The sequence below is a fragment of the Lysinibacillus sp. S1 genome, from assembly GCF_044986265.1.
GTDB classification, from domain to species: Bacteria; Bacillota; Bacilli; order Bacillales_A; family Planococcaceae; genus Lysinibacillus; species Lysinibacillus capsici.
This window is the reverse complement of record NZ_CP173154.1, coordinates 2,912,343-2,936,947: the sequence shown is the minus strand read 5'-3', so window position 1 is coordinate 2,936,947 and position 24,605 is coordinate 2,912,343. Positions and strand designations below refer to the sequence as shown.

Genomic DNA, 24,605 nt, shown 5'->3' with positions numbered 1-24,605 from the left:
TCGGGGCTTATTTGTGGTGGTAATGAAAATACCATCTGTTATCATATAATGAATGACTTTTAAAGTCAAGCAATTTCATTAAACACCTGGTGAAGTTGTTCAGAATTATAGAACGCCACTAATAGAATACTTTTTCTAAGTATAGCCCTTGTGGTGGAGCGGTTTTTCCTGCCTTATCACGATTACCTGAAGCAACTACATGGGACACATTGTCAATCTTACGCCGACCTATCCCAACCTCCCAAAGAGTACCTGCAATAATACGTACCATATTATATAAGAAGCCATTCCCTTCAATCACCATATGTAGCTCTTCACCATGCCATTCAAATTGTAACAATGTTACTGTGCGTACTTTATCTTTCACGCTTGTATTCGCCGCGCAAAAACAAGAAAAGTCATGTGTACCAATAATAGCCTTAGCTGCCTCTTGCATCGCCTCTACGTTAGGTTTGACCCCATTGGTCTCCACAGTATAATATCTGCGGAATGGACTTTGGATAGGCTCACAAGACCAAATATAGCGATATCTTTTTCCAGCCACATCGTAACGCGCATGAAAGTCATGTGCCACTTCCTCAACCGATAATACACGAATATCTCTTGGCAGTTGCACATTCAAAGCCTTACTATATTTTTCTGCTGGAATGACAAGTGGTGTGTCGAAATGCAATGTTTGCCCTGTCGCATGTACTTTAGCATCTGTACGACCACTTGCAGTTACCTTAACCTGTTCTCCCTTATGCATAATAGCTAGAACACGCTCAAGCTCAGCCTGCACTGTGCGTTCACCTGGCTGTACCTGATAGCCCGAAAAAAGTGTGCCATCATAGCTTATAATTACTTTTAATCGTCGCATATAGCCTACTCCTTTAACTTCTATAGAAGAATAGCAATACGCCTATTGCTACTAATAACACAATCGCAAATGTGTCCCCCATATCCCATTTTAACCTACGGTACCTAGTGCGTCCTTCACCACCGCGATAGCCTCTTACTTCCATCGCTGTTGCTAAATCCTCAGCCCGTTTAAATGCACTGACAAAGAGAGGCACAAGCAATGGTACTACTGCCTTTATACGGTCCTTAATTGGCCCAGATGATAAATCAGAGCCTCTTGCCATTTGTGCCTTCATAATTTTATCCGTCTCATCCATTAAGGTTGGAATAAAGCGTAATGAGATGGACATCATTAAAGCCAATTCATGTACGGGTACTTTTATTGCTTTTAAGGGATTCAGTAGAACCTCGATACCATCTGTAATGGAAATCGGCGATGTAGTTAACGTTAAGATTGACGTCATAAATACTAATACTAGAAAACGAATTGAGATAAATATTCCTCGCCTAATCCCTTCGTCATAAATCGTAATGAAGTTTGATTCAAACACAGGGACGCCTTCCTTCGTCATGAAAATATGGAGAAGGAATGTGAAGGCCATCAAAAAGAGTACTGGTTTGAGTCCATTTATTAAAAAGTATAGACGAATGCGCGATACTAATACAATCAGTAGCGTGAATGCGAGTAACATAGCATATGTCACGGTATTATTGGCTAAAAACACAATAATAATAAAGGCGAACACAAAGATCAGCTTTGACCGTGGATCAAGTTTGTGTACAGGTGAATCACCAGGTAAGAAGCGACCAAAGATCATTTTTTCCATCATGACTCTGCACGCTCCTCTCTAAGGGCTTGAGCAATTTCAGCAGCAAGCTCTTCCTCTGTTAAGCAAACCTTAGACAAGGAATGCCCCATCATGTGCTCAATCCTTTGCTGAAAGCGGACAATACGTGGTGGCTCTAAACGGAATTCCTTTAATGTTGCAACATCTTTAAAAATAACTCGTGGTGATCCACTTAAGACATTCTTTCCTTCATGCATAATCACAATATTATCTGCATATCGAGCTGCATCCTCCATACTATGGGTTACTAGAATGGTTGTGAGATGACGTTCTTGATGGAGCTGATAAAACATATCCATAATTTCCTTTTGACCACGTGGATCAAGACCTGCTGTTGGTTCATCTAAGACAATAACCTCAGGGTCCATCGCCAAAACGCCTGCAATCGCTACTCGACGCATTTGACCACCTGATAAATCAAACGGTGATTTATCCAAAACGTTATCTGGCAAACCGACTAAGCTGACAAGTTCTCTTGCACGAGCTTCAGCCTCCTCCTCTGATATACCAAAGTTCATTGGGCCAAACATAATGTCCTTCAACACGGTTTCTTCAAATAGTTGATGCTCTGGAAATTGAAAGACAATGCCGACCTTTTGTCTTACAGTTTTTAAATCCTTTGCTTTTTTCCCAGCTACAATAAGACGATCCCCTATATGTACTTCTCCTGAAGTAGGTCTTAGAAGCGCGTTAAAATGCTGCAAAATCGTTGATTTCCCAGAACCGGTATGGCCAATTATCGCTTGATAAGTATGAGATGGAATGTCAAAATCCACATCGAATAATGCCCGTTTTTCAAAGGGCGTTCCTTGTGCATAGGCATAGCTTACTTGTTGAAGTTTGATGTCCATAAATCATTCACCAACTCTTCTTCTGTCATATGTTGCCCCATTAATGGAACACCTTCCTTTTGCAATAGCTTTGATAACTTCAAGGCAAATGGCAAATCTAGTCCAAATTCAACTAGCTTGTCCCCAAGTGCAAAGATTTCAGCAGGTGTACCTTCTGCAAATTTCTTACCATCATTCATAAAAAGAACACGATCCGCTAACATTGCCTCTTCTAAATCATGGGTAATAGATAAAACTGTTAATCCTGTTTCTGCACGTAATGTTTGAACCGTTTGTAACACCTCTGCACGCCCCTGAGGATCTAACATGGATGTAGCCTCATCTAAAATTAAAAGCTTCGGCTTTAATGCAAGTGCCCCAGCAATGGCTACACGCTGTTTTTGTCCACCAGATAAATGATGTGGCTCATGGTCTAAAAACTGACTCATTTTTACCTGTTCGAGTGCCGCATGTACACGTTTTACCATTTCTTCAAAGGGGATACCGTTGTTTTCCAAGGCAAATGCTACATCATCCTGTACCGTTGCTCCAACGAATTGATTGTCAGGGTTTTGAAAGACCATTCCCATTAAGGAGCGAGATTCCCAAAGATTTTCTTCATTCAAGGGTTCTCGCAATATTCGTACATCTCCATGTTGAGGAAACAATAAACCATTCATCAGCTTGGCAATAGTGGACTTACCAGAACCATTATGTCCTACTATAGCAATCCACTCACCTTCTTCCACAGCAAAGCTAACATTTTCAACAGCATTACGAATATTTGGATTTTCTGGTGTATATGAAAAAGTTACATTATTTAAAGATAAAATTTCAGGCATATCTAGAACTCCTCTCCCTACGCTCAGCTCTACTAATTAACTTACACTTTTTTATGTATGAATTCTACTACAATCCGTATGTCGATAAAAGAAAAATACTACAATAACAACTCAAATTGATATTGGTTTAATAAATAACAAGATAACACCCATATATTAAAAAAAGCACCACAAATTGGCGCCATCTAATCTAATAAAAAAGCGCGCACCTCATTCGATAGAAATGCGCTAGTCGTTACATTTACAAGAAATATGGGTGCTCAAGCCCTTATTTCTCCTGAATGAGGTGCGGAGAGCTAAACGAGACGCCACACTAATAAGTGTCCGCTCATCATAACGCTCAGCTTAATTATTTGTCGTATAAATCATTTATAAAGAAAGAGGGTGGTGATTCCCACCCTCTTCACCACAAGTTTTCTCTTATGATTAAACTAGTTCAATCACAACAACAGGTGCACCGTCGCCACGACGAGGACCTACTTTAAGAATACGAGTGTAACCACCTTGACGCTCAGCATAACGTGGTGCAACATCATCAAATAACTTTTGAAGTGCAAATGATGTTGATTCGTTACCTTCTGCATCAGTCGTTGTTACTAGTTCACGACGGATAAATGCAGCAGCTTGACGGCGTGCATGTAAATCTCCGCGTTTACCTAAAGTAATCATTTTTTCAACAGCTTTACGTACTTCTTTAGCGCGAGCCTCAGTAGTTTCGATACGCTCGTTGATGATTAAATCAGTAGCTAAGTCACGTAACATCGCTTTACGTTGAGAACTTGTACGACCAAGTTTTCTGTAACCCATGGATGTTTCCCTCCTTTATAGAAAAAAATCTGATCTTGTTAGTTGTGTTTAAATCGCTTAGTCTTCTTTGCGTAATCCTAAACCAAGCTCTTCTAACTTCGCTTTTACTTCTTCTAATGACTTGCGTCCAAGGTTACGAACTTTCATCATGTCGTCTTCTGATTTATTCGCAAGTTCTAGTACTGTATTAATACCAGCGCGTTTTAAACAGTTATAAGAACGAACAGAAAGATCAAGCTCTTCGATAGTCATCTCTAAAACTTTTTCTTTTTGATCTTCTTCTTTTTCGACCATGATTTCAGCAGTTTGTGCCTCATCTGTCATGCCAACGAAGATGTTAAGATGCTCGGTTAAAATTTTTGCTCCGAGCGAAATCGCCTCTTTCGGACCGATGCTGCCATCTGTCCACACATCAAGAGAAAGTTTGTCGTAGTCAGAAGACTGACCAACACGAGTATTTTCCACTTGGAAATTGACGCGTGATACTGGAGTGTAAATAGAGTCGATCGGGATCACGCCGATAGGAAGATCCTCACGTTTGTTTTGATCAGCAGGAGTGTAACCACGGCCGCGTTGTGCATACATACGCATACGTAAATGACCGTTTTTAGCGATTGTTGCAATATATAGATCTGGGTTTAAAATTTCTACGTCACTGTCATGTGTAATGTCAGCAGCCGTAACTGTACCATCGCCTTTAACATCAATCTCAATAACTTTTTCTTCGTCAGAGTAGATTTTAAGAGCTAGTTTTTTCACGTTCAAAATGATTGAAGCTACATCTTCTACTACGCCTTCTACAGTTGAGAATTCGTGAAGAACACCATCAATTTGAATTGAAGTGACAGCAGCTCCTGGTAATGAAGACAGAAGGATACGACGTAAAGAATTACCCAAAGTGTTTCCATATCCGCGTTCAAGCGGTTCTACAACAAACTTTCCATATTTGGAATCTTCGCTGATCTCCACCGTTTCAATCTTTGGTTTTTCAATTTCGATCATTTTATTTACCCTCCTTCAAAACATCGAATGTATAGGTTCTTTCCATCATAGATTCGATCGTCAATGACGTATCGTTTATTATCTGCACAAGACAGTCTGTACAAAAAATGATGTTCTCATACAATATGAGACGCACCCATTACACGCGACGACGTTTTGGCGGACGGCAACCATTATGAGGAACTGGAGTAACGTCTTTAATAGCAGTTACTTCTAAACCAGCAGCTTGAAGTGCACGAATAGCAGCTTCACGACCAGCACCAGGACCTTTAACAGTTACTTCCAACGTTTTCAGACCATGTTCAAGGGATGTTTTAGCAGCAGTTTCTGCAGCCATTTGAGCAGCGAATGGTGTAGATTTACGTGAACCACGGAAACCAAGAGCACCAGCACTTGACCAAGATACAGCGTTACCTTGCATATCTGTAATCGTTACGATTGTATTGTTAAATGTAGAACGAATGTGTGCGATACCAGATTCGATATTCTTTTTCACACGACGTTTACGAGTTTGTTGTTTACGAGCCATGTTAAGAAGGAACCTCCTTTACCAATTATTTTTTCTTGTTCGCAACTGTTTTACGAGGACCTTTACGCGTACGCGCATTGTTCTTCGTATTTTGACCACGAACAGGTAAGCCACGACGGTGACGGATACCACGGAATGAACCGATTTCCATCAGACGTTTAATATTTAATGAAGTTTCGCGACGTAAGTCACCTTCAAGTTTGTATGAATCTAATTGTTCACGGATTTTGTTTAACTCATCTTCAGTTAAGTCGCGTACGCGTGTATCTTCTGAAATACCTGCATCAGCTAGTACTTTCTGAGCTGTAGTTTTACCAATACCGAAAATGTACGTTAATGAAATTACCACGCGTTTGTCGCGAGGAATATCAACACCAGCAATACGTGCCATGTACGTTGTGCACCTCCTTTAGAATTAACCTTGTTTTTGTTTATGTTTAGGATTTTCACAGATTACCATTACTTTACCGCGTCGGCGAATTACTTTACATTTTTCGCAGATCGGTTTCACAGATGGTCTCACTTTCATCTAACCTAACCTCCTTAGTAGTCCGGAGCGCAAAAGATTATTTAAAACGGTATGTGATACGACCGCGAGTTAAATCATAAGGAGATAACTCAATAGTAACCTTATCTCCAGGTAGAATACGGATAAAGTGCATACGAATCTTACCAGATACGTGTGCTAGAATCACATGTCCATTTTCTAATTCTACCTTAAACATCGCGTTTGGCAAAGTCTCAACAACTGTCCCTTCGACTTCAATTACATCATCTTTCGCCATCTACTCTGTCTCCTCTCTATATGCAAATTAAAGTTCTCATCGTTACATCAAACGGATATCTGCTGCAACTTTAGAAGCAACCTCGTTTCAACATATGTTTGGATTGTATGAGAGATGTTTGAAAGACGCTCGTCTGGTTTCGCTTCACACAATCCACGGAATATACAGAACCAGTAAGGGCACTGAATCTCCCATGTTTACACGAATACCGGAATGTCTTGGATGAGATATTCATACCCGTTACACAGATGCTTCCACGAAACCCATTATACTCCTCCAAAAGGTATGTTGCACTTTTAAGAAGAAATATATACCGGGCACAATATGCTTTTGCAACTCTCAAAAAAATTATGTTTCGTTGTTGCTCCCGCATGCCTCCCGCGGAAGCAGTACTCTGCGCCCGGAGCCGGGTATCAGCTGCGGCTGCTCTGTAATAGAGCATCAAGATCAGCAAACACTTTGTTAATATCTTGCTGTCCATCTATATTAGTTAACACGCCTTTAGCTTGATAGAAATCAAGTAGAGGTTGTGCTTGTTTCATATTTACTTCCAGACGGTTCGCAACCGTTTCAGGATTATCATCTGCACGTGTATAAAGCTCGCCACCATCTTTATCACATTTCCCTTCCTCAGCAGGAGGATTGAAAATTAAATGATAGGATGTACCACAAGTTTTACAAATACGTCTACCTGAAAGACGAGCAATTAACTCATCCTTTTCAACTTGAATGTTTAATGTATGCTCAATAGCTTTACCTAGGTCAGCAAGAATGCTATCTAAGGCTTCAGCTTGAGGAACAGTACGTGGGAAACCATCTAATAAGAATCCTTTTTCACAATCAGGTTTAGCCAGTCGCTCACGAACAATACCAATCGTTACTTCATCAGGTACAAGTGCACCTTGATCCATAAACGACTTAGCTTGTAAGCCTAGTTCAGTACCTTCTTTAATTGCAGCACGGAACATATCGCCTGTAGAAATATGAGGAATTGCGTACTTCTCAACAATTTTATCTGCCTGCGTACCTTTACCAGCACCTGGCAGACCCATTAAAACGATATTCATTAGGAAATATTCCTCCCACAAAAGGTTTGCTGATTAAAGGAAACGATGGAACGTTCCCTAAAAACCAACATTATTTCATAAAGCCTTTGTAGTGACGTTTAACAAGTTGAGATTCTAGCTGCTTCATCGTTTCGAGCGCTACGCCGACTACGATAATAATACTAGTACCACCGATCTGCACTGAGGCAGGTAGATTCATAAAGTTTATGAATATAACCGGCATTACTGAAATAACAGTTAAGAAAATCGCGCCGACAAATGTCAGACGATATAACACGCTTGTTAAATACGTTTGAGTGTTTTCACCAGGACGAATACCTGGAATATAAGCACCTTGCTTTTTCAAGTTATCTGCCACATTTTCTGGATTCACTTGTACGAATGCATAGAAATATGTGAATGCGATGATTAATGCCACATAAATAATCATTCCAACAGGTTTTGTATGATCAAACGTGTTATTAATGAAAGTTGTAACATTATTTTCACCGAAGAACGGAACTAACGTACGAGGTGTCATCAGAAACGCTGAAGCAAAGATTACAGGAATAACCCCTGCAGCATTTACTTTTAACGGTAAATGAGTTTGTTGACCACCAGTTTGTTGATTTCGCCCAGTAACTCGTTTTGCATATTGAATTGGAATTTTACGTAGTGCTTGTTGCACGTAGATAACTCCAATAACAACCGCAAGCAAGATTAAAACAAGTAGACCAAGGATAATTAGGTTGATAAATAGCTTATCACCCGCACCCTCGATTTGTTGTGCATAGATTTGGTTGATACCTGTAGGTAATGCCGCAACGATACCTGCGAAGATTACAACAGAAATACCATTACCAACGCCATGCGCAGTAATTTGATCAGCAAGCCATACTAGGAATGCTGTACCCGCTGTTAATACAATAGAGATTATAACATATGTTAAAACCCCTTCTTCCTTAATCAATGACCCGCCATACATTCTATTAAAACCAAATGACATCGCGAATGATTGAATAAAAGCAAGAATAATAGTAAAGTAGCGTGTAAATTGCGCAAGTTTACGTCTTCCGACTTCACCTTGCTTTGCCCACTCAGCAAACTTCGGTACTACGTCCATTTGCAATAACTGAACAATAATTGAGGCTGTGATGTAAGGCATAATCCCCATTGCAAAGATGGAGAAGTTCTTTAAAGCACCACCGCCAAAAGTATTCAGGAAACCAACGAGGTTAAACTCATCAGTTGCCTTTAATACATTAGCGTCAACGTTAGGTACTGGAATGAAAGTTCCAATACGAAAAACGATTAACATTAAAAGTGTGAAAATGATTTTATTTCTTATATCTCGAACACGCATAAAGTTAGAGATTGTCTGAAACATTAAATCACCTCAGTAGTTCCGCCGGCATTCTCGATTGCTTCTTTCGCTGAAGCTGAGAATTTATGAGCTTTGACAGTAAGCTTTTTATTAAGAGTTCCGTTGCCTAGAACTTTAATTCCAGCTTTTTCATTGCTCACTAGACCAGTTTCAAGTAATAATGCAGCAGTTACCTCTGCACCGTCTTCGAAACGGTTTAAAGCATCAAGGTTAACGATCGCGTATTCTTTACGGTTAATGTTCGTAAAGCCACGTTTTGGTAAACGACGGAATAATGGGTTCTGACCGCCTTCAAAGCCTGGGCGTACACCGCCACCAGAACGAGCGTTTTGACCTTTATGACCTTTACCTGCTGTTTTACCGTTACCAGAACCGATACCACGACCAACGCGGTTGCGTTGCTTACGAGAACCTTCTGCTGGTTTTAACTCATGCAGTTTCATAGTGGGTGGCACCTCCTTGTTCAATAATTGGAAATTAAATTTCTTTTACAGTAACTAAGTGAGCTACTTTATCAAGCATACCGCGAGTAGCTGCGTTATCAGCTTTCTCTACAGTTTGGTGTAATTTACGTAAACCTAAAGCTTCAACAGTTTTGCGTTGTGCAGGTTTAGTACCAATCACAGATTTAGTAAGGGTGATTTCTAATTTGTTAGCCATTATCTTTCCCCCCTTATCCTAATAGTTCTTCCACTGATTTACCACGTAATTTAGCTACGTCCTCTACGCGTTTTAATTCAGTTAAACCTTGAATTGTTGCACGCACCATGTTAATTGGTGTGTTAGATCCAAGTGATTTTGAAAGAATATCAGTAATACCAGCAAGTTCTAGTACAGCACGTACTGGACCACCAGCGATAACCCCTGTACCAGGAGCAGCAGGTTTGATTAGGATTTCTCCTGCACCAAAGCGACCTTGCACTAAGTGTGGAGTTGTTCCACCTACGCGTGGCACTTCGATTAAGTTTTTCTTCGCATCTTCAACAGCTTTGCGGATAGCATCTGGCACCTCTTGAGCTTTACCAGTACCGAAACCTACATGACCGTTTCTATCGCCAACTACAACTAATGCTGTGAAGCGGAAGCGACGTCCACCTTTAACAACTTTAGCAACGCGGTTAATAGTAACTACGCGTTCTTCAAGTTCTCCAAGTTTGTTTGCGTCAATACGACTCATGAAATGTGTCCCTCCTTCTTATTAAAATTCTAAACCGTTCTCACGTGCAGCTTCAGCTAAAGCTTTAACACGTCCATGATATAAGTAACCACCACGGTCAAATACTACAGCAGTAATATTTTTTTCCGCAGCGCGTTTTGCGATTGTTTCACCGACTTTAGTTGCTGCGTCAACATTGCTACCAGCACCTTCGAAACCATTTTCTTGAGAAGATGCGCTAACAATTGTTACGCCTGCTACGTCATCGATAAGTTGCGCGTAAATGTTCWTGTTAGAACGGAATACGTTTAAGCGTGGACGCTGAGCAGTACCCGAAATTTTAGAACGAACGCGAGCATGACGTTTTTTACGAACCTGATTTTTATCTTGTTTCGTAATCACAAGGGTCACTCCTTTCTAATGCTTAAGCTGCATTATTTACCTGTTTTACCTTCTTTACGACGAACATATTCGCCTTCATAACGAATACCTTTACCTTTATAAGGCTCTGGTGGACGAACGTCACGGATGTTAGATGCAAGAGCACCAACGCGTTCTTTGCTGATACCTTTAACGATGATCTTTGTGTTTGAAGGAACTTCAATTTGTAGACCATCTTCAGGTGTGAACTCTACTGGATGAGAGTAACCTACGTTAAGTACAAGTTTATTACCTTGTAATTGCGCACGGTAACCAACACCGATAAGTTCTAAAGCTTTTTCGAAACCTGCAGAAACACCAGTAACCATGTTCGCAAGAAGCGCACGAGTAGTACCGTGGTTTGTGCGGTGTTCTTTTGAATCAGAAGGACGTACTACAGTGATTACGTTACCCTCTTGCTCAATTTTCATATCTTGGTGGAAAGAACGAACAAGTTCGCCTTTAGGACCTTTAACAGTAACAGTGTTGTCAGCTGCAACAGTAACAGTTACGTTAGCTGGTACCTCGATAATTTTTTTACCTACACGAGACATTTAGTTGCACCTCCATTCATTTATTGCTAATTACCAAACGTATGCTAGAACTTCGCCGCCAACTTGTTTAGCGCGAGCTTCTTTATCTGTTAATAAACCTTGTGAAGTTGACACTAAAGCGATACCAAGACCGTTCAATACTTTAGGTACTTCATTTGTTTTAGCATATACACGTAAACCAGGTTTAGAAATACGTTTTAAGCCAGTGATAACGCGCTCGTTATCTTTTCCATATTTTAAGAAAATACGGATGATACCTTGTTTGTTGTCTTCCACGTATTCTACGTCACGTACGAAACCTTCACGCTTTAAAATTTCAGCGATTTCTTTTTTCACGTTGGAAGCTGGTACTTCTAACTTCTCGTGACGAACCATGTTCGCATTACGAATGCGAGTAAGCATATCTGCAATCGGATCAGTCATTGTCATTACATTTACCTCCTTCCCAAATTAGGGGATTACCAGCTGGCTTTTTTCACGCCAGGAATTTGTCCCTTATATGCAAGTTCTCGGAAACAAATACGGCAAAGTTTGAATTTGCGATATACTGAATGTGGACGACCACAGCGTTCACAACGTGTATACTCTTGCACTTTAAACTTTTGCTTACGTTGTTGTTTAACGATCATAGATTTTTTAGCCACGTTTTCGCCCTCCTTGTTTGATTACTTTTGGAACGGCATACCGAATTGTGTCAATAACTCGCGAGCTTCTTCGTCAGAGTTCGCTGTCGTTACGATCACGATGTCCATACCGCGTACTTTTGAAACTTTATCGTAATCGATTTCTGGGAAAATTAATTGTTCTTTAACACCTAGAGTGTAGTTACCGCGACCATCGAATGCTTTTTTAGAAACACCACGGAAGTCACGTACACGAGGTAGTGAGATAGAAATTAATTTGTCCAAGAATTCATACATACGCTCACCGCGTAATGTAACTTTAGCACCGATAGGCATACCTTCACGAAGACGGAAACCTGCGATCGATTTTTTAGCTTTAGTTACTACTGGTTTTTGACCAGTGATAATTGTTAATTCTTCAACAGCTGCATCTAACGCTTTAGAGTTTTGAACTGCATCACCAACACCCATGTTGATAACGATTTTCTCAACTTTCGGTAGTTGCATAACTGATTTATATCCAAATTTGCTCATAAGAGCTGGAGAAACTTCATTTAAATATTTTTCTTTTAGGCGGCTCATGTGTGTACCTCCCTTCTATTTATACTAATTAGTCGATTACTGCACCTGATTTTTTTGCTACACGAACTTTTTTACCGTTTTCGATTTTATAACCTACACGAGTCGGCTCGCCAGATTTAGGATCGATTAGCATTACGTTCGAAACGTGAATTGCAGCCTCTTGGCTAACAATACCACCTTGTGGATTCAATTGGTTAGGTTTAACGTGTTTTTTCACGATGTTCACACCTTCAACAAGAACGCGATCTTGTTTTGGGAAAGCAGCAAGGATTACGCCTTCTTTGCCTTTATCCTTACCAGTGATTACCTTAACCTTGTCACCTTTTTTTACATGCATGCTGTCGCACCTCCTTGATTGGCACTGTCATGAAATTAAAGAACTTCTGGAGCTAGAGAAACGATTTTCATGAAGTTGCTGTCACGTAGTTCACGTGCAACAGGTCCGAAAATACGAGTTCCGCGTGGTGATTTATCATCACGAATAATTACACAAGCATTTTCATCAAATTTGATGTACGTGCCGTCTTTACGACGAACGCCTGATTTAGTACGAACGATAACAGCTTTAACAACGTCACCCTTCTTGACAACGCCACCTGGTGTTGCTTTCTTAACTGTACAAACAACGATATCACCGATGTTAGCAGTTTTACGGCCAGAGCCACCAAGCACTTTAATTGTAAGAACTTCACGTGCACCTGAGTTGTCAGCAACTTTCATACGACTTTCTTGTTGGATCACTTAGGTTACCTCCCTTCGGAAATTGGTTGTTCCGAAATAGTTATTAAATAATAACCGCTTTTTCTACAACTTCTACTAGACGGAAACGTTTAGTAGCTGATAGCGGGCGAGTTTCCATGATACGTACGATATCACCGATTTTCGCTGTGTTTAACTCATCATGAGCTTTAAACTTTTTAGAGTATTTTACACGCTTACCATAAAGCTTGTGCTTTTTGTAAGTTTCAACTAAAACAGTAACAGTTTTGTCCATTTTATCTGAAACAACGCGGCCCGTGTAAACTTTGCGTTGATTGCGCTCAGTCATACTTGAAAACCTCCTTTATCAGTTATTTGCACTGATTTCTCTTTCACGAATAACAGTTTTCATACGCGCGATTGCTTTACGCACTTCACGAATACGAGCTGTGTTTTCTAATTGACCAGTCGCCAATTGGAAGCGAAGGTTGAAAAGCTCTTCTTTCAGTGATTTCACTTTTAATTCTATTTCAGAAGTAGCAAGGTCACGGATTTCATTAGCTTTCATTAGATTCACCACCAGTTTCTTGACGTTTTACGATCTTACATTTAACAGGAAGTTTGTGTGATGCTAAACGAAGTGCTTCACGTGCAACTTCTTCAGATACGCCAGCAATTTCGAACATTACTTTTCCTGGTTTAACTACTGCTACCCAACCTTCAGGAGAACCTTTACCAGAACCCATGCGGACTTCTAGAGGTTTTTTAGTGTAAGGTTTATGTGGGAAGATTTTAATCCAAACTTTACCGCCACGTTTCATGTAACGAGTCATCGCGATACGAGCAGATTCGATTTGACGGTTAGTAATCCAGCTAGCAGTTTGAGCTTGTAAGCCCCATTCGCCGAAAGTTACTTCTTTACCGCCTTTCGCTTCGCCACGCATGTTGCCGCGGTGTTCACGACGGTATTTAACGCGTTTAGGCAATAACATATTATTTGCCTCCTTCCACAGATTTCTTCGTAGGAAGAACTTCACCACGGTAGATCCATACTTTAACGCCTAATTTACCGTAAGTAGTATCAGCTTCTGCGTGTGCATAATCGATGTCAGCACGTAGAGTATGAAGTGGAACAGTTCCTTCACTATAGTGTTCAGCACGCGCGATATCAGCGCCACCTAAACGACCAGATACTTGTGTTTTAATTCCTTTTGCACCAGCGCGGATTGTGCGTTGGATCGCTTGCTTTTGCGCACGACGGAATGATACACGATTTTCTAATTGACGAGCGATGTTTTCAGCTACTAGACGAGCGTCAAGATCTGCACGTTTGATTTCAATGATATTGATGTGTACACGTTTACCAGTTAAATCGCTAAGGTATTTACGAAGATTTTCAACTTCAGTACCACCTTTACCGATTACCATACCTGGTTTCGCAGTGTGAATTGTAATGTTTACACGGTTTGCAGCACGTTCGATTTCTACTTTAGAAACTGAAGCGTCTTTAAGAGCCGTTTCAATATATTTACGCACTTTGATGTCTTCGTGAAGTAGAGTTGCATAGTCTTTTTCAGCGTACCATTTTGACTCCCAGTCACGAATAATACCAACGCGTAGTCCTATTGGATGTACTTTTTGACCCACGGATTAACCCTCCTTCTTCTCAGATACCACTAGAGTAATGTGGCTTGTGCGTTTGTTAATTGCGCTTGCMCGTCCTTGTGCACGTGGACGGAAACGTTTTAAAGTTGGACCTTCGTCAACGAATACTTCAGAAACTACTAAAGAGTTGATGTCAAGATCGTAGTTGTKCTCAGCGTTAGCAACTGCAGATTTTAATACTTTATAAACGACAGGAGACGCCGCTTTTGGAGTATGACGTAAAATTGCAACTGCTTCACCAACTTGCTTACCTCGGATTAAGTCTACAACTAGACGTACTTTGCGAGGAGCAATGCGTACTGTACGAGCGATAGCTTTAGCTTGTGTCATTAGGATTTACCTCCTCTCAAAATTAGCGTCTTGTTTTCTTGTCGTCTGCACCGTGACCTTTATAAGTACGTGTCGGTGCGAACTCACCAAGTTTATGGCCTACCATATCTTCTGTTACGTATACAGGAACATGTTTACGTCCATCATATACAGCAATCGTTAAACCGATGAAGTTCGGGAAGATTGTAGAACGGCGTGACCAAGTTTTGATAACTTGTTTTTTCTCAGAAGCCTCTTGCGCTTCCACTTTTTTCATTAAGTGGTCATCGACAAAAGGTCCTTTTTTCAAGCTGCGACCCATGTAGGAACCTCCCTCCGTGATTCCACCACGGCTCTCACATAGAACCGTAGTTTAACCACTTTATTTTTTACGACTACGGATGATAAATTTATCCGATTTGTTTTTCTTCTTGCGAGTTTTGTAACCAAGTGCTGGTTTACCCCAAGGAGTCATTGGTGATTTACGTCCGATTGGAGAACGTCCTTCACCACCACCGTGTGGGTGATCGTTAGGGTTCATTACAGAACCACGAACTTCTGGGCGTTTACCTAACCAACGGCTACGACCTGCTTTACCGATGTGTACAAGTTCGTGTTGTTCGTTACCAACTTGACCGATTGTTGCGCGGCAAGTAGCTAAAACTAAACGTACTTCACCAGATTGTAAACGAACGATAACGTACTTATCTTCACGACCAAGTACTTGCGCAGAAGTACCAGCTGAACGTACTAATTGTCCGCCTTTACCAGGTTTTAACTCGATGTTATGGATTGTAGTACCCATTGGAATGTTTGCTAATGGTAAAGTGTTACCTACTTTAATATCAGCATCTGGACCAGAAACGATTGTTTGACCAACCTCTAGACCTTTTGGTGCTAAGATGTAAGCTTTTGCTCCATCAGCGTAGTTGATTAATGCGATATTCGCAGAACGGTTTGGATCATATTCAATAGTAGCAACTTTTGCCGGAATGCCATCTTTAACACGTTTGAAATCGATAACACGGTATTGCTTCTTATGACCACCACCATGATGACGAACAGTGATTTTACCTTGGTTGTTACGACCAGCTTTGCGTTTAGTTGGTTCAAGCAATGATTTCTCAGGCTTGTTAGTTGTAATTTCCGCAAAGTCTAATGACGTCATGTTACGACGACCATTAGAGGTAGGTTTATACTTTTTAATCGCCATTGTGTTTTCCCTCCTTCTTGAGTGTTCAAATCATAAATCCGTTAGGATTACATTTCGAATAATTCAATTTCTTTGCTATCAGCAGTTAGTTTAACGATCGCTTTACGACGTTTGTTAGTGTAACCACCGTAACGGCCTACGCGTTTGAATTTACCTTTGTAGTTAAGAACGTTTACTTTCTCAACTTTTACGCCAAAGATTTCTTCTACAGCGTCTTTTACTTGAGTTTTGTTAGCGCGAGTGTCTACTTCGAAAGTATACTTTTTCTCTGCCATAAGTTCTGAAGAACGCTCAGTAATGACCGGACGTTTTAAAATATCACGTGCTTCCATTATCCAAGCACCTCCTCAACTTTTTCTACTGCAGACTTAGTGAATACAACTTTATCATGACCTAATAGATCAAGAACGTTGATTCCGTTTGCAGTTAAAACTGTTACACCTGGGATGTTACGAGCAGATAATGCTACGTTTTCATCTAGGTCAGCAGTTACAAATAAAGATTTTTTCTCTAAAGAAAGATCTTTAAGGATTTTTGTGAATTCTTTTGTTTTTGGTGCTGCTAGAGTTAGAGCATCAAGAACTAAGAAGTTTTGTTCTACTACTTTAGCTGATAAAGCAGATTTAAGAGCTAAACGACGAACTTTTTTAGGTAATTTATAAGAATAGCTACGTGGAGTAGGACCGAATACGATACCACCGCCGCGCCATTGTGGAGAACGGATAGAACCTTGACGAGCACGACCAGTTCCTTTTTGACGCCATGGTTTACGACCACCACCAGCAACTTCAGAACGGTTTTTAACCTTGTGATTACCTTGACGAAGAGAAGCGCGTTGAGCAACTACTGCGTCGAATAATACTGCTTCATTTGGCTCGATTCCGAAGATCGCATCGTTTAATTCGATTTCACCAACTGAAGCACCTGTTTGACTAAGTACAGATACTTTTGTCATTCCTGTTTCCTCCTTTCCTTAAGTGATTACTTAGCTTTAATTGCAGTTTTTACTGTAACTAGAGCTTTTTTAGAACCAGGAACATTACCTTTAACAAGTAGTAAGTTACGATCTGTGTCAACTTTCACGATTTCTAAGTTTTGGATTGTAACTACATTGCCACCCATTTGACCAGGTAATTTCTTTTGTTTGAATACGCGGTTCGGAGCAACTGGACCCATTGAACCAGGACGACGGTGGTAACGAGAACCGTGGGCCATAGGACCACGAGATTGTCCGTGGCGTTTGATAACACCTTGGAAACCTTTACCTTTAGTAACTCCTGTTACATCGATTACATCGCCTTCTGCGAAAATTTCTACTTTGACTTCTTGACCAACTTCGTATTCTTCCATGTTCACGTTGCGGAATTCACGAATGAAGCGCTTAGGAGCAGTGTTCGCTTTTGCTACGTGACCTTGTTCTGGTTTGTTAGAAAGCTTAACGCGCTTGTCTTCGAAACCAACTTGAATTGCTTCGTAGCCGTCTGTCTCAACAGTTTTCTTTTGAAGAACTACGTTTGGAGTAGCTTCGATAACTGTTACCGGGATTAAATCGCCGTTTTCAGCGAAAACTTGTGTCATACCAATTTTTCTACCTAAGATTCCTTTAGCCATTTGTCACACCTCCTGTAAGTTTTAAAAGTTATATTGTTTTTACCATTAAAGTTTGATTTCGATATCAACGCCAGATGGTAAATCAAGTTTCATTAACGCGTCAACAGTTTGTGGTGTTGGGTTAACGATATCGATCAGACGTTTATGCGTACGCATTTCGAATTGTTCACGAGAATCTTTGTACTTGTGAACCGCACGAAGAATTGTGTACACAGACTTCTCAGTTGGAAGTGGAATCGGACCTGATACACTTGCACCTGAACGTTTTGCAGTTTCCACAATTTTCTCAGCAGATTGATCTAAAATACGGTGATCATACGCTTTTAAACGAATACGAATCTTTTGTTTTGCCATTATTTTCCCTCCTTCTCGCCTATTTTCTAGACATTCTCCACGAAAATTTTCCCACACACCGCCATGGCAAAGCGGCCGGGTGTGTCGGCAACCTCTCGCTTCATCGCAGTCAAAGACCAACATTCAACATTATATACAATAAAAAAAGAATAAGCAAGTCTTTTCGCTAAATTCTTTTAAATGTTGCAGATATTCTTAGTACTACTATTTCTTCGCTTTATTAAGCCGTTTATTAGTATATAAAATTTCTATACATATTGCAACACTTAAGGTTGTCATATCAACATTTTCGCACATTTCAAATAACTCAAAAAAGAAAAAAGTAGTTTCTATATAATTATAGAAACTACCTCCTTATTATAGAAAGAACACACAGGCAATCCAACCAAATAGGATTAGTGGTATGTTAATGAAAATAAACGTAGGAACACAGGTATCCCAAATATGATGATGCTGGCCATCAACATTAAGGCCTGCTGTTGGCCCTAATGTAGAATCGGATGCTGGAGAACCTGCGTCTCCTAGAGCACCAGCTGTACCGATTAAGCATAATATCGCTAAAGGACTCATATCTAAACCTTGTGCTAGCGGAACAAATAGTGTCGCGATTATAGGAACTGTAGCGAAGGACGAACCAATCCCCATCGTCACAACTAATCCTATGATTAACATGATGAAGACAGCAAGACTTCTATTTCCTTCTAATACAGTAAGTGAATTTGTAATTAAGCTGTCCACATCACCTGTTGCATTGATTACCGCCGCAAAACCATTTGCCGCAATCATAACAAAGCCAATAAAGGCCATCATCTTCATTCCTTCAGAAAGAATCTCATCTGCTTCTCTCCATTTAAGAGCACCTGTAAAATACATAATCATAATACCTGCAAACGAGCCTACAATCATTGAGTCTGTTAACACTTGAGCGCATAGTGATATTACTAGTGCCAGAGCTGTAGAAAACATAATGAATTTGCTGACGTTTACATTTAAAGATTCCATCTCCACTTCACTATGCTTATAATGTCTTGGTTTGCGGTATACAGCGAAGGCAATTATCAATCCGATTAGCATTCCTAATACGGGAATACCCATTGCTGCAGGGACATCACGTGAAGAAACAGCCATTCCTGCCTCTGACACTTGTGTAGCAACGATATCTTGAAAGATTGCTCCAAAACCAGCAGGTACAAAACTATAAGTACCAATTAAGCCTACTGCAATCAACGTTGCAATTATACGTCGATCGACTTCTAGCATATTTAAAATCTTTAAAATAGGAGGTATTAATAATGGAATGAAGGCAATATGAATAGGAATAACATTTTGAGATAAAATAGACATCACAAAAATAAGGAAGAAAATTAATACCTTCACAAGTCCTTTTCTATTACTTTCACCCTTTAATATTTTTAACATCCCGGCTATCATTAATTCGGGTATTCCTGTTTTGGCAATGGCGATTGCAAAACCACCAAGTAAGCCATAACTTAATGCAATGGTTGCTCCTGCTCCTAATCCTTCTGTAAATGATTGGACTGTTGACTCAATGCCCATCCCACTAGTTAGACCACCTACAAATGCTCCTAGAACTAACGAGAGAACTACATTGATGCGAAGCAAGCTTAATATTAACATAACGGCAACAGCCGCAATTACTGCATTCATTGTTACACTCTACTTTCATACACTAAATTACTAACATGTTAAACTTTATTATTCTGATAATTGAAAGTCAAGGTTTTTTGTAACTTCTATATTTTTTGCACTAAAAAAACAGTGTAATGATAACCACCACACTGTTTCCGAGTTTCCTCTTATTTAATATTACAACGACTGACGTACAACCTTTTTATAGTAGCCTACCGATAGAATAGCAAAAATCGTATATAAAGCTATATAACAGCACATTGCAATCCACAAGGGAGCTGTTAACTCTGTCCCAAATAAAAACCATCCTGACTTAACAGCAAAGTAGCTATGCAATAACCCAATAACTAGTGGAACACCGAAATTAAAGGCCTGTTTCATATAAATACCCTTCATGATATCTTTTTCAGCAAAACCAATCTTTCGTAGGATTGTATAGGAATCACGTTCTTCCTCCGCCTCAGACATTTGTTTAAAGTATAGAATACTACCTGTGGTCATTAAAAACGCTAACCCTAAAAATGCTGTTGTAAAGATGGTAAGACCCAATGATTCAATATTGTCTTTACGTTTTCCTTCATAGGATGATTGTGTATATTGCTTTGTCTTCCCTTTATCATCTACAGCCGTAATAATACCTGCATTTGATTGAATATATAATTTTTCTGCTGTTGCAATATCTTCGTTAGATTTTAAAGTAATTGTTGTTTGATGATGCCAAGGATAAAGAGCTGCCTGTGTAGTTAAACTTTTAAACATATCATCTGTCACAACAAAGATAGGTCCACCACCCCCAGCCGTTACAATACCACTTATCACGCTTTTATCGTGGATATCAACGACATGAAAAGTTTCTTCAAGTTCTCCTGCAGATACTACTAAATCATGATCTTTCTCTAACGGGAACATTTCAGCCATATAACCACCATAGTTTGTCAAGATAACCTCATTCCCTGAAAGCTTAGCCTCAGGAACACTCTGCTGGTAATCTGAAAGCGGAATGGTATAAATTGTGCCTTCCATTGTATATAAAGGGTTATCCTGCTGTTTTTTAGACATCAATTGACCTACAGCAGCGGTTACTCCCTGAAGACGGTAGTCAATTTTATCATAAGCAATATTATTTTCCTCTAACTTCTCTAAAAATTCCTCCCCTTGCTCTTCAAGCAATATGAAATCACCAGGTACTTGGCTATATGCAGATGCTTCCGAGGAGTAGTAGGCGATATAGGAAAGAGTCGTCACGCCTAGAGAAACGCCTGTTAACACGGTGATTAGCGTTAATGACTTTGCATTGCTCTTCATGCGATGCATGATGGGCGTTAATGCTAATACATCCTTTATGGATAAATGCCCTTTTTTCTTTAGGCGAATAGTATTCATAATAAATGCTACAGAGAAACGAAAAACAAGGAATGTTCCACCAATTGTAGTAGCTAAAATAATTATCATATTGATAAATAAATTACCAGCAGATTCGATATCGAACAACTTTGTCGATGCATAGTAGCCATAAACAATCAGTATAAGACCCAAAAAGCCAATAACCATCTGGAACGCACTAAAGCGTCTCACACGCTCATCTGCTTGTTTTGCTGCACTAAATAATGATAACAATGACACATGATGAATCATCCAAGCCATCTGTATAAGAACGATGATCAATAAGATAGTAAATACAATCATCGACTGCAGTAAAGCTTGTGTACTAAAAGTCATGGTTACGAGAGCTTCTTTTTCAAGCACACGAAGCAAAATCATTGCAAACACACGAGAGCTAAAGAAGCCTGCCAACATACCTATAATAACGGCTCCAACAAATAAGAGAATGTTTTCAACCGCTAATAAACGCACGATTAGCCCCTTAGTCATGCCGATCAGTTGATACAAACCTATTTCCTTACTACGACGCTTCATAAATAAATGGTTTGCATACAGAACGAAGAATAAAACGATAAAATAAAGAATATAAGTTGCTGCCTTAAATCCGGCCGTAGCTGTTCCACTCATTTGAACAGCAGCCCACACCTCCGTATTATTTTGCAAGGTGACAAACGAAAAGTATAAGGTAACACTAAAAATAAGTGCAAAGAAATATAGATAGTAGTGCTTCATATTTTTCTTCATACTTCGAAGTACTAACTTACTAAGACTCATACCCGTCACCGCCTAGCACACTTTGTGTATGCATGATTTCTTTGAAAAAGGCCTGCCTTGTTTTATCGCCCTTATAAAGTTCACTATAGATAAGGCCATCCTTTAGAAATAACACACGTGTACAGAAACTTGCGGCTACAGCATCGTGTGTAACCATCATAATTGTCGCTTCTTTTGTTTCATTTATATTTTGTAGATTTTGAAGCAGGGCTGTAGCTGATTTAGAATCTAGTGCACCAGTGGGCTCGTCTGCAAATACCAATGACGGATTGGTAATAAGTGCACGTGCAGCAGAGGTACGCTGTTTTTGTCCACCTGATATTTCGTTGGGATATTTATTTAAAATTTCCGTGATTCCCAACAAAGAAGTGAGTTCCTTCACTCGACTTTCGGCAACAGCTTTTGGTAACTTACTGATGGCTAACGGTAGAAGAATATTTTCTTTTACTGTCAAGGTATCTAATAAATTATAGTCTTGAAATATAAATCCCAGCTGCTCTCTTCGGAAGTTTGCTAAAGCCTTTTCTTTCATACCACGTAAACTATGACCGTTTATCTCAATAACACCTTCTGTCGCAAAGTCAATTGAGCATAAGACATTTAAAAGCGTTGTTTTACCAGAGCCAGAAGGTCCCATAATACCTACAAATTCTCCTCTATTCACTTCTACATCAATACCCTTTAATACTTCCTGAGCCGTTGATTTTTTTCCATACACTTTCTTTATTTTACGTCCTATTAAAACTGTCACTTCATAACGCCCCTTTCTATAGTTCAAGTGTACCCTGTCAAACCTAATCATTCGTGCGTTTTACATGACAATATAAAAAGGTAGGTGACATTTTCGTCATCTACCTGTTAGTTTCGCATATTCATTTTGTAAGGGGAAACGTAGTGTAAATAGCGAGCCTTCACCAACTTTAGATTGAACATTAATACGAATACCAATTTTATGGGCTACATTAGATGCTAAATAGAGACCCATACCTGTAGATTGAGAGGATTCCCTTCCCGCTGTTCCTGTATAAGATTTTTGAAAAATCCTAGGTAAATCGTCTAAAGGTATACCCCTACCTATATCTTTAATATGTAGTAATGTTGCACCTGAAGAATCATGTTCTGTAAAGATTGTTATCTCAGAATTTACTGGGCTATACTTGATGGCATTCGAAAGAATTTGTCGAATAATAAAAGCTAGCCACTTGCCATCTGTCATAACCATCTCTGTCAGTTCACCAATTTCAAAGCCAATGCCTTTTTCAAGACACCAAGCTTGCATAGCTCGGATTTCTTTATAAATAATGGGCTTTAGTTCAATCTCATTTAAATAATTATCTTTTTCAATAGCGTATAATCTTGTTTGATGCAGTTGTTGATCAACCAAAAGATGTAGTCTTAGCCATTCATTCTCTAATTTTCGACGTAGCTGTAAATCCTCAATATGTTCAAACATTAAATTAATGGCAGTTAAAGGTGCTTTTACTTCATGGACCCAAGCTAATAGTTCATCAGAATGTTCCTGTATCTGCACTTTGGCTTGATTTAACTCTAAATTCTTTTCAAAAAAGGCATCCTCCATTTTTCGAAAGTATACTTCTTGAAAAGGAGATAAAGCTAAACTATTTCTATGTGCATCATCAAGGTGGCTATCCATATTTCCCAGGAAATCTTTTAATTTCCCAACTTCGATGACATAGCGACACCAAAAAAAGAGTATAAAACATACAAGTAAACTAACGTTTACATACCAAATAGAAACCCCATTTAAACCAACATCTAAAGAAAATAGCACATTTAGAATTATTAGAGTAAAAATGAAAAATCCAATCCAAGCAAAGCGTTCTCTAACAAATAATAATAACAACTTCCCTCACATCCCTCAGCTTACTGCCATATAACCAAGTCCCTTTTTTGTTAGTATTACCTCATGTAAACCAATATCCTCTAGCTTTGCACGTAACCGATTAACGTTTACAGACAAAGTATTATCGTTTACGAAACGTTCGTCGTCCCATAGTTTTCTCATTAGCTCGTCTCTTGAAACGATATGATTAGCCTGCTCCACTAATATTCTTAAAATAAAAAGTTCATTTTTTGTTAAAGAAGCAATGGCACCATTATACATAATTTCACTTCTCGCATAATCAATTATGGCATCGTTAAAACGTGTAACATCCATTTTTTCTTCAACGTAATCATAGGTTCTACGTAAAATAGCCTGTGCTTTTGCGAGTAAAACTTCCATATGAAAAGGCTTTTGAATAAAATCATCAGCCCCCATTTGCATAGCCATCACCATATCCATCGGGTGATCTCTGGAAGAAAGAAAAAGGATTGGCACTTTGGATAAATGACGAATTTCACGACACCAATGAAAGCCGTCATAGGCAGGCAATTGAATATCAATTAGCACGAGATGGGGCTTCTCCTCTATAAAGTCATCCATCACCTTCTGAAAATTTTTAGGTCCCACCACGTTTAGTGACCACTGCTCAAAACGTTCTTGAATCATGCTAAAAATAGAAGGATCATCTTCAATCAGCAAAATTTTCATGTCCATACTCAGTTCCCCTTTCCCTTTAATTATTTACGCTAGAGGACATGCTTGTGGTTATGTACACATACACTAATTAAAACTCTAATTTTTCTTTATTTTAACACAAAAAACCAATCTGTAGGCGTCCCTACAGATTGGTTTG

At 39.5% G+C, this 24,605-nt stretch carries 38 protein-coding genes and 1 pseudogene; all 39 read right to left on the bottom strand.

The window, feature by feature from the left end; genetic code table 11:
• Positions 1–118: 118 nt before the first annotated feature.
• The gene (gene truA, locus ACHZEU_RS14595; RefSeq protein ID WP_048395576.1) at positions 119–859 is read right to left on the bottom strand and encodes a tRNA pseudouridine(38-40) synthase TruA; all 741 of its coding nucleotides are present in this window, start codon (positions 857–859) and stop codon (positions 119–121) included.
• 13 nt (positions 860–872) lie between these two features.
• Positions 873–1,670, bottom strand: a complete 798-nt coding sequence (locus ACHZEU_RS14590) for an energy-coupling factor transporter transmembrane protein EcfT (RefSeq protein WP_048395574.1) — start codon at positions 1,668–1,670, stop codon at positions 873–875.
• Positions 1,667–2,539 carry an energy-coupling factor ABC transporter ATP-binding protein gene (locus tag ACHZEU_RS14585; RefSeq protein ID WP_048395573.1) on the bottom strand — a complete coding sequence of 291 codons (873 nt, stop codon included), beginning with the start codon at positions 2,537–2,539 and terminating at the stop codon, positions 1,667–1,669. The genes ACHZEU_RS14590 and ACHZEU_RS14585 overlap by 4 nt, the downstream gene beginning before the upstream one ends.
• The gene (locus ACHZEU_RS14580) at positions 2,515–3,360 is read right to left on the bottom strand and encodes an energy-coupling factor ABC transporter ATP-binding protein (protein ID WP_048395572.1); all 846 of its coding nucleotides are present in this window, start codon (positions 3,358–3,360) and stop codon (positions 2,515–2,517) included. The genes ACHZEU_RS14585 and ACHZEU_RS14580 overlap by 25 nt, the downstream gene beginning before the upstream one ends.
• A 426-nt stretch (positions 3,361–3,786) precedes the next feature.
• Positions 3,787–4,167: a 50S ribosomal protein L17 gene (gene rplQ / locus ACHZEU_RS14575; protein WP_008181938.1), complete on the bottom strand. Its 381-nt coding sequence runs from the start codon at positions 4,165–4,167 to the stop codon at positions 3,787–3,789.
• A 57-nt stretch (positions 4,168–4,224) separates the two neighbouring features.
• A complete protein-coding gene (locus ACHZEU_RS14570; RefSeq protein WP_004233733.1) occupies positions 4,225–5,169 on the bottom strand; it encodes a DNA-directed RNA polymerase subunit alpha in 945 nt (314 codons plus the stop codon).
• Positions 5,170–5,308: 139 nt separating this feature from the next.
• A complete protein-coding gene (rpsK, locus tag ACHZEU_RS14565) occupies positions 5,309–5,698 on the bottom strand; it encodes a 30S ribosomal protein S11 (RefSeq protein WP_004233731.1) in 390 nt (129 codons plus the stop codon).
• A gap of 25 nt (positions 5,699–5,723) precedes the next feature.
• The gene (gene rpsM / locus ACHZEU_RS14560; protein WP_004233729.1) at positions 5,724–6,089 is read right to left on the bottom strand and encodes a 30S ribosomal protein S13; all 366 of its coding nucleotides are present in this window, start codon (positions 6,087–6,089) and stop codon (positions 5,724–5,726) included.
• Positions 6,090–6,113: 24 nt separating this feature from the next.
• Entirely contained in the window at positions 6,114–6,227 is a 114-nt protein-coding gene (gene rpmJ / locus ACHZEU_RS14555; RefSeq protein ID WP_000868344.1) for a 50S ribosomal protein L36, read from the bottom strand.
• A 37-nt stretch (positions 6,228–6,264) separates the two neighbouring features.
• Entirely contained in the window at positions 6,265–6,483 is a 219-nt protein-coding gene (gene infA, locus ACHZEU_RS14550) for a translation initiation factor IF-1 (protein ID WP_004233690.1), read from the bottom strand.
• Positions 6,484–6,569: 86 nt separating this feature from the next.
• Positions 6,570–6,647: pseudogene (locus tag ACHZEU_RS14545) on the bottom strand (type I methionyl aminopeptidase); the annotation flags it as partial.
• A gap of 249 nt (positions 6,648–6,896) precedes the next feature.
• On the bottom strand, positions 6,897–7,550 hold the full coding sequence (locus ACHZEU_RS14540; RefSeq protein ID WP_004233689.1) for an adenylate kinase: 654 nt from the start codon (positions 7,548–7,550) through the stop codon (positions 6,897–6,899).
• A gap of 70 nt (positions 7,551–7,620) precedes the next feature.
• Positions 7,621–8,916, bottom strand: a complete 1,296-nt coding sequence (gene secY / locus ACHZEU_RS14535) for a preprotein translocase subunit SecY (RefSeq protein WP_004233672.1) — start codon at positions 8,914–8,916, stop codon at positions 7,621–7,623.
• Positions 8,916–9,356, bottom strand: a complete 441-nt coding sequence (gene rplO, locus ACHZEU_RS14530) for a 50S ribosomal protein L15 (protein ID WP_004233670.1) — start codon at positions 9,354–9,356, stop codon at positions 8,916–8,918. Before rplO ends, secY begins: the two co-directional genes overlap by 1 nt.
• A gap of 34 nt (positions 9,357–9,390) precedes the next feature.
• Positions 9,391–9,573: a 50S ribosomal protein L30 gene (gene rpmD, locus ACHZEU_RS14525; protein WP_004233668.1), complete on the bottom strand. Its 183-nt coding sequence runs from the start codon at positions 9,571–9,573 to the stop codon at positions 9,391–9,393.
• 13 nt (positions 9,574–9,586) lie between these two features.
• Entirely contained in the window at positions 9,587–10,090 is a 504-nt protein-coding gene (gene rpsE / locus ACHZEU_RS14520) for a 30S ribosomal protein S5 (protein ID WP_004233664.1), read from the bottom strand.
• Between the two features lie 21 nt (positions 10,091–10,111).
• Positions 10,112–10,471 carry a 50S ribosomal protein L18 gene (gene rplR, locus ACHZEU_RS14515; RefSeq protein ID WP_404803507.1) on the bottom strand — a complete coding sequence of 120 codons (360 nt, stop codon included), beginning with the start codon at positions 10,469–10,471 and terminating at the stop codon, positions 10,112–10,114.
• 32 nt (positions 10,472–10,503) lie between these two features.
• A complete protein-coding gene (gene rplF, locus ACHZEU_RS14510) occupies positions 10,504–11,043 on the bottom strand; it encodes a 50S ribosomal protein L6 (protein ID WP_048395570.1) in 540 nt (179 codons plus the stop codon).
• A 30-nt stretch (positions 11,044–11,073) separates the two neighbouring features.
• On the bottom strand, positions 11,074–11,472 hold the full coding sequence (gene rpsH, locus ACHZEU_RS14505; RefSeq protein ID WP_008181717.1) for a 30S ribosomal protein S8: 399 nt from the start codon (positions 11,470–11,472) through the stop codon (positions 11,074–11,076).
• A gap of 29 nt (positions 11,473–11,501) precedes the next feature.
• Complete coding sequence (locus tag ACHZEU_RS14500; protein WP_004233656.1) at positions 11,502–11,687, bottom strand: type Z 30S ribosomal protein S14; 186 nt, start codon at positions 11,685–11,687, stop codon at positions 11,502–11,504.
• Between the two features lie 21 nt (positions 11,688–11,708).
• Complete coding sequence (rplE, locus tag ACHZEU_RS14495; protein ID WP_004233654.1) at positions 11,709–12,248, bottom strand: 50S ribosomal protein L5; 540 nt, start codon at positions 12,246–12,248, stop codon at positions 11,709–11,711.
• 28 nt (positions 12,249–12,276) lie between these two features.
• Positions 12,277–12,585 (bottom strand): 50S ribosomal protein L24, encoded by a 309-nt coding sequence (gene rplX / locus ACHZEU_RS14490; RefSeq protein WP_004233652.1) that lies wholly within the window; start codon positions 12,583–12,585, stop codon positions 12,277–12,279.
• 35 nt (positions 12,586–12,620) lie between these two features.
• Positions 12,621–12,989: a 50S ribosomal protein L14 gene (gene rplN, locus ACHZEU_RS14485; protein ID WP_004233650.1), complete on the bottom strand. Its 369-nt coding sequence runs from the start codon at positions 12,987–12,989 to the stop codon at positions 12,621–12,623.
• A gap of 43 nt (positions 12,990–13,032) precedes the next feature.
• Positions 13,033–13,296, bottom strand: coding sequence for a 30S ribosomal protein S17 (gene rpsQ, locus ACHZEU_RS14480; protein WP_004233648.1), 264 nt, complete (start codon positions 13,294–13,296; stop codon positions 13,033–13,035).
• A gap of 18 nt (positions 13,297–13,314) precedes the next feature.
• A complete protein-coding gene (gene rpmC / locus ACHZEU_RS14475; RefSeq protein ID WP_004233646.1) occupies positions 13,315–13,515 on the bottom strand; it encodes a 50S ribosomal protein L29 in 201 nt (66 codons plus the stop codon).
• The gene (rplP, locus tag ACHZEU_RS14470; RefSeq protein ID WP_004233644.1) at positions 13,505–13,939 is read right to left on the bottom strand and encodes a 50S ribosomal protein L16; all 435 of its coding nucleotides are present in this window, start codon (positions 13,937–13,939) and stop codon (positions 13,505–13,507) included. The genes rpmC and rplP overlap by 11 nt, the downstream gene beginning before the upstream one ends.
• A gap of 1 nt (position 13,940) precedes the next feature.
• The gene (rpsC, locus tag ACHZEU_RS14465; protein ID WP_004233642.1) at positions 13,941–14,594 is read right to left on the bottom strand and encodes a 30S ribosomal protein S3; all 654 of its coding nucleotides are present in this window, start codon (positions 14,592–14,594) and stop codon (positions 13,941–13,943) included.
• A gap of 3 nt (positions 14,595–14,597) precedes the next feature.
• Complete coding sequence (gene rplV, locus ACHZEU_RS14460; protein ID WP_404803506.1) at positions 14,598–14,942, bottom strand: 50S ribosomal protein L22; 345 nt, start codon at positions 14,940–14,942, stop codon at positions 14,598–14,600.
• Positions 14,943–14,964: 22 nt separating this feature from the next.
• Positions 14,965–15,243, bottom strand: coding sequence for a 30S ribosomal protein S19 (gene rpsS, locus ACHZEU_RS14455; protein WP_004233637.1), 279 nt, complete (start codon positions 15,241–15,243; stop codon positions 14,965–14,967).
• Between the two features lie 60 nt (positions 15,244–15,303).
• Positions 15,304–16,134 carry a 50S ribosomal protein L2 gene (gene rplB / locus ACHZEU_RS14450; protein ID WP_009373990.1) on the bottom strand — a complete coding sequence of 277 codons (831 nt, stop codon included), beginning with the start codon at positions 16,132–16,134 and terminating at the stop codon, positions 15,304–15,306.
• Positions 16,135–16,181: 47 nt separating this feature from the next.
• Entirely contained in the window at positions 16,182–16,466 is a 285-nt protein-coding gene (gene rplW, locus ACHZEU_RS14445; protein ID WP_004233628.1) for a 50S ribosomal protein L23, read from the bottom strand.
• Positions 16,466–17,089: a 50S ribosomal protein L4 gene (rplD, locus tag ACHZEU_RS14440; RefSeq protein ID WP_004233626.1), complete on the bottom strand. Its 624-nt coding sequence runs from the start codon at positions 17,087–17,089 to the stop codon at positions 16,466–16,468. Before rplD ends, rplW begins: the two co-directional genes overlap by 1 nt.
• Positions 17,090–17,115: 26 nt before the next feature.
• Positions 17,116–17,745 (bottom strand): 50S ribosomal protein L3, encoded by a 630-nt coding sequence (gene rplC, locus ACHZEU_RS14435; protein WP_279493444.1) that lies wholly within the window; start codon positions 17,743–17,745, stop codon positions 17,116–17,118.
• Between the two features lie 45 nt (positions 17,746–17,790).
• Entirely contained in the window at positions 17,791–18,099 is a 309-nt protein-coding gene (gene rpsJ, locus ACHZEU_RS14430; RefSeq protein WP_004233624.1) for a 30S ribosomal protein S10, read from the bottom strand.
• 357 nt (positions 18,100–18,456) lie between these two features.
• Positions 18,457–19,767, bottom strand: coding sequence for a Na+/H+ antiporter family protein (locus ACHZEU_RS14425; protein ID WP_115673255.1), 1,311 nt, complete (start codon positions 19,765–19,767; stop codon positions 18,457–18,459).
• 159 nt (positions 19,768–19,926) lie between these two features.
• Positions 19,927–21,906, bottom strand: a complete 1,980-nt coding sequence (locus ACHZEU_RS14420; protein WP_066038309.1) for an FtsX-like permease family protein — start codon at positions 21,904–21,906, stop codon at positions 19,927–19,929.
• Positions 21,896–22,657 carry an ABC transporter ATP-binding protein gene (locus tag ACHZEU_RS14415; protein ID WP_048395566.1) on the bottom strand — a complete coding sequence of 254 codons (762 nt, stop codon included), beginning with the start codon at positions 22,655–22,657 and terminating at the stop codon, positions 21,896–21,898. The genes ACHZEU_RS14420 and ACHZEU_RS14415 overlap by 11 nt, the downstream gene beginning before the upstream one ends.
• A gap of 96 nt (positions 22,658–22,753) precedes the next feature.
• Positions 22,754–23,770 (bottom strand): sensor histidine kinase, encoded by a 1,017-nt coding sequence (locus ACHZEU_RS14410; protein ID WP_103118999.1) that lies wholly within the window; start codon positions 23,768–23,770, stop codon positions 22,754–22,756.
• Between the two features lie 15 nt (positions 23,771–23,785).
• Complete coding sequence (locus ACHZEU_RS14405) at positions 23,786–24,460, bottom strand: response regulator transcription factor (protein WP_048395586.1); 675 nt, start codon at positions 24,458–24,460, stop codon at positions 23,786–23,788.
• Between the last annotated feature and the right edge of the window lie 145 nt (positions 24,461–24,605).

What these genes read in the sequence shown, in the direction of transcription:
- truA (WP_048395576.1), bottom strand. Translation starts at nt 859, where the DNA reads ATGCGACGATTAAAAGTAATTATAAGCTATGATGGCACACTTTTTTCG.
- ACHZEU_RS14590 (WP_048395574.1), bottom strand. Translation starts at nt 1,670, where the DNA reads ATGATGGAAAAAATGATCTTTGGTCGCTTCTTACCTGGTGATTCACCT.
- ACHZEU_RS14585 (WP_048395573.1), bottom strand. Translation starts at nt 2,539, where the DNA reads ATGGACATCAAACTTCAACAAGTAAGCTATGCCTATGCACAAGGAACG.
- ACHZEU_RS14580 (WP_048395572.1), bottom strand. Translation starts at nt 3,360, where the DNA reads ATGCCTGAAATTTTATCTTTAAATAATGTAACTTTTTCATATACACCA.
- rplQ (WP_008181938.1), bottom strand. Translation starts at nt 4,167, where the DNA reads ATGGGTTACAGAAAACTTGGTCGTACAAGTTCTCAACGTAAAGCGATG.
- ACHZEU_RS14570 (WP_004233733.1), bottom strand. Translation starts at nt 5,169, where the DNA reads ATGATCGAAATTGAAAAACCAAAGATTGAAACGGTGGAGATCAGCGAA.
- rpsK (WP_004233731.1), bottom strand. Translation starts at nt 5,698, where the DNA reads ATGGCTCGTAAACAACAAACTCGTAAACGTCGTGTGAAAAAGAATATC.
- rpsM (WP_004233729.1), bottom strand. Translation starts at nt 6,089, where the DNA reads ATGGCACGTATTGCTGGTGTTGATATTCCTCGCGACAAACGCGTGGTA.
- rpmJ (WP_000868344.1), bottom strand. Translation starts at nt 6,227, where the DNA reads ATGAAAGTGAGACCATCTGTGAAACCGATCTGCGAAAAATGTAAAGTA.
- infA (WP_004233690.1), bottom strand. Translation starts at nt 6,483, where the DNA reads ATGGCGAAAGATGATGTAATTGAAGTCGAAGGGACAGTTGTTGAGACT.
- ACHZEU_RS14540 (WP_004233689.1), bottom strand. Translation starts at nt 7,550, where the DNA reads ATGAATATCGTTTTAATGGGTCTGCCAGGTGCTGGTAAAGGTACGCAG.
- secY (WP_004233672.1), bottom strand. Translation starts at nt 8,916, where the DNA reads ATGTTTCAGACAATCTCTAACTTTATGCGTGTTCGAGATATAAGAAAT.
- rplO (WP_004233670.1), bottom strand. Translation starts at nt 9,356, where the DNA reads ATGAAACTGCATGAGTTAAAACCAGCAGAAGGTTCTCGTAAGCAACGC.
- rpmD (WP_004233668.1), bottom strand. Translation starts at nt 9,573, where the DNA reads ATGGCTAACAAATTAGAAATCACCCTTACTAAATCTGTGATTGGTACT.
- rpsE (WP_004233664.1), bottom strand. Translation starts at nt 10,090, where the DNA reads ATGAGTCGTATTGACGCAAACAAACTTGGAGAACTTGAAGAACGCGTA.
- rplF (WP_048395570.1), bottom strand. Translation starts at nt 11,043, where the DNA reads ATGTCTCGTGTAGGTAAAAAAATTATCGAGGTACCAGCTAACGTAACT.
- rpsH (WP_008181717.1), bottom strand. Translation starts at nt 11,472, where the DNA reads ATGACAATGACTGATCCGATTGCAGATATGCTTACTCGCATTCGTAAT.
- rplE (WP_004233654.1), bottom strand. Translation starts at nt 12,248, where the DNA reads ATGAGCCGCCTAAAAGAAAAATATTTAAATGAAGTTTCTCCAGCTCTT.
- rplX (WP_004233652.1), bottom strand. Translation starts at nt 12,585, where the DNA reads ATGCATGTAAAAAAAGGTGACAAGGTTAAGGTAATCACTGGTAAGGAT.
- rpsQ (WP_004233648.1), bottom strand. Translation starts at nt 13,296, where the DNA reads ATGACTGAGCGCAATCAACGCAAAGTTTACACGGGCCGCGTTGTTTCA.
- rpmC (WP_004233646.1), bottom strand. Translation starts at nt 13,515, where the DNA reads ATGAAAGCTAATGAAATCCGTGACCTTGCTACTTCTGAAATAGAATTA.
- rplP (WP_004233644.1), bottom strand. Translation starts at nt 13,939, where the DNA reads ATGTTATTGCCTAAACGCGTTAAATACCGTCGTGAACACCGCGGCAAC.
- rpsS (WP_004233637.1), bottom strand. Translation starts at nt 15,243, where the DNA reads ATGGGTCGCAGCTTGAAAAAAGGACCTTTTGTCGATGACCACTTAATG.
- rplB (WP_009373990.1), bottom strand. Translation starts at nt 16,134, where the DNA reads ATGGCGATTAAAAAGTATAAACCTACCTCTAATGGTCGTCGTAACATG.
- rplW (WP_004233628.1), bottom strand. Translation starts at nt 16,466, where the DNA reads ATGGAAGCACGTGATATTTTAAAACGTCCGGTCATTACTGAGCGTTCT.
- rplD (WP_004233626.1), bottom strand. Translation starts at nt 17,089, where the DNA reads ATGACAAAAGTATCTGTACTTAGTCAAACAGGTGCTTCAGTTGGTGAA.
- rplC (WP_279493444.1), bottom strand. Translation starts at nt 17,745, where the DNA reads ATGGCTAAAGGAATCTTAGGTAGAAAAATTGGTATGACACAAGTTTTC.
- rpsJ (WP_004233624.1), bottom strand. Translation starts at nt 18,099, where the DNA reads ATGGCAAAACAAAAGATTCGTATTCGTTTAAAAGCGTATGATCACCGT.
- ACHZEU_RS14425 (WP_115673255.1), bottom strand. Translation starts at nt 19,767, where the DNA reads ATGAATGCAGTAATTGCGGCTGTTGCCGTTATGTTAATATTAAGCTTG.
- ACHZEU_RS14420 (WP_066038309.1), bottom strand. Translation starts at nt 21,906, where the DNA reads ATGAGTCTTAGTAAGTTAGTACTTCGAAGTATGAAGAAAAATATGAAG.
- ACHZEU_RS14405 (WP_048395586.1), bottom strand. Translation starts at nt 24,460, where the DNA reads ATGAAAATTTTGCTGATTGAAGATGATCCTTCTATTTTTAGCATGATT.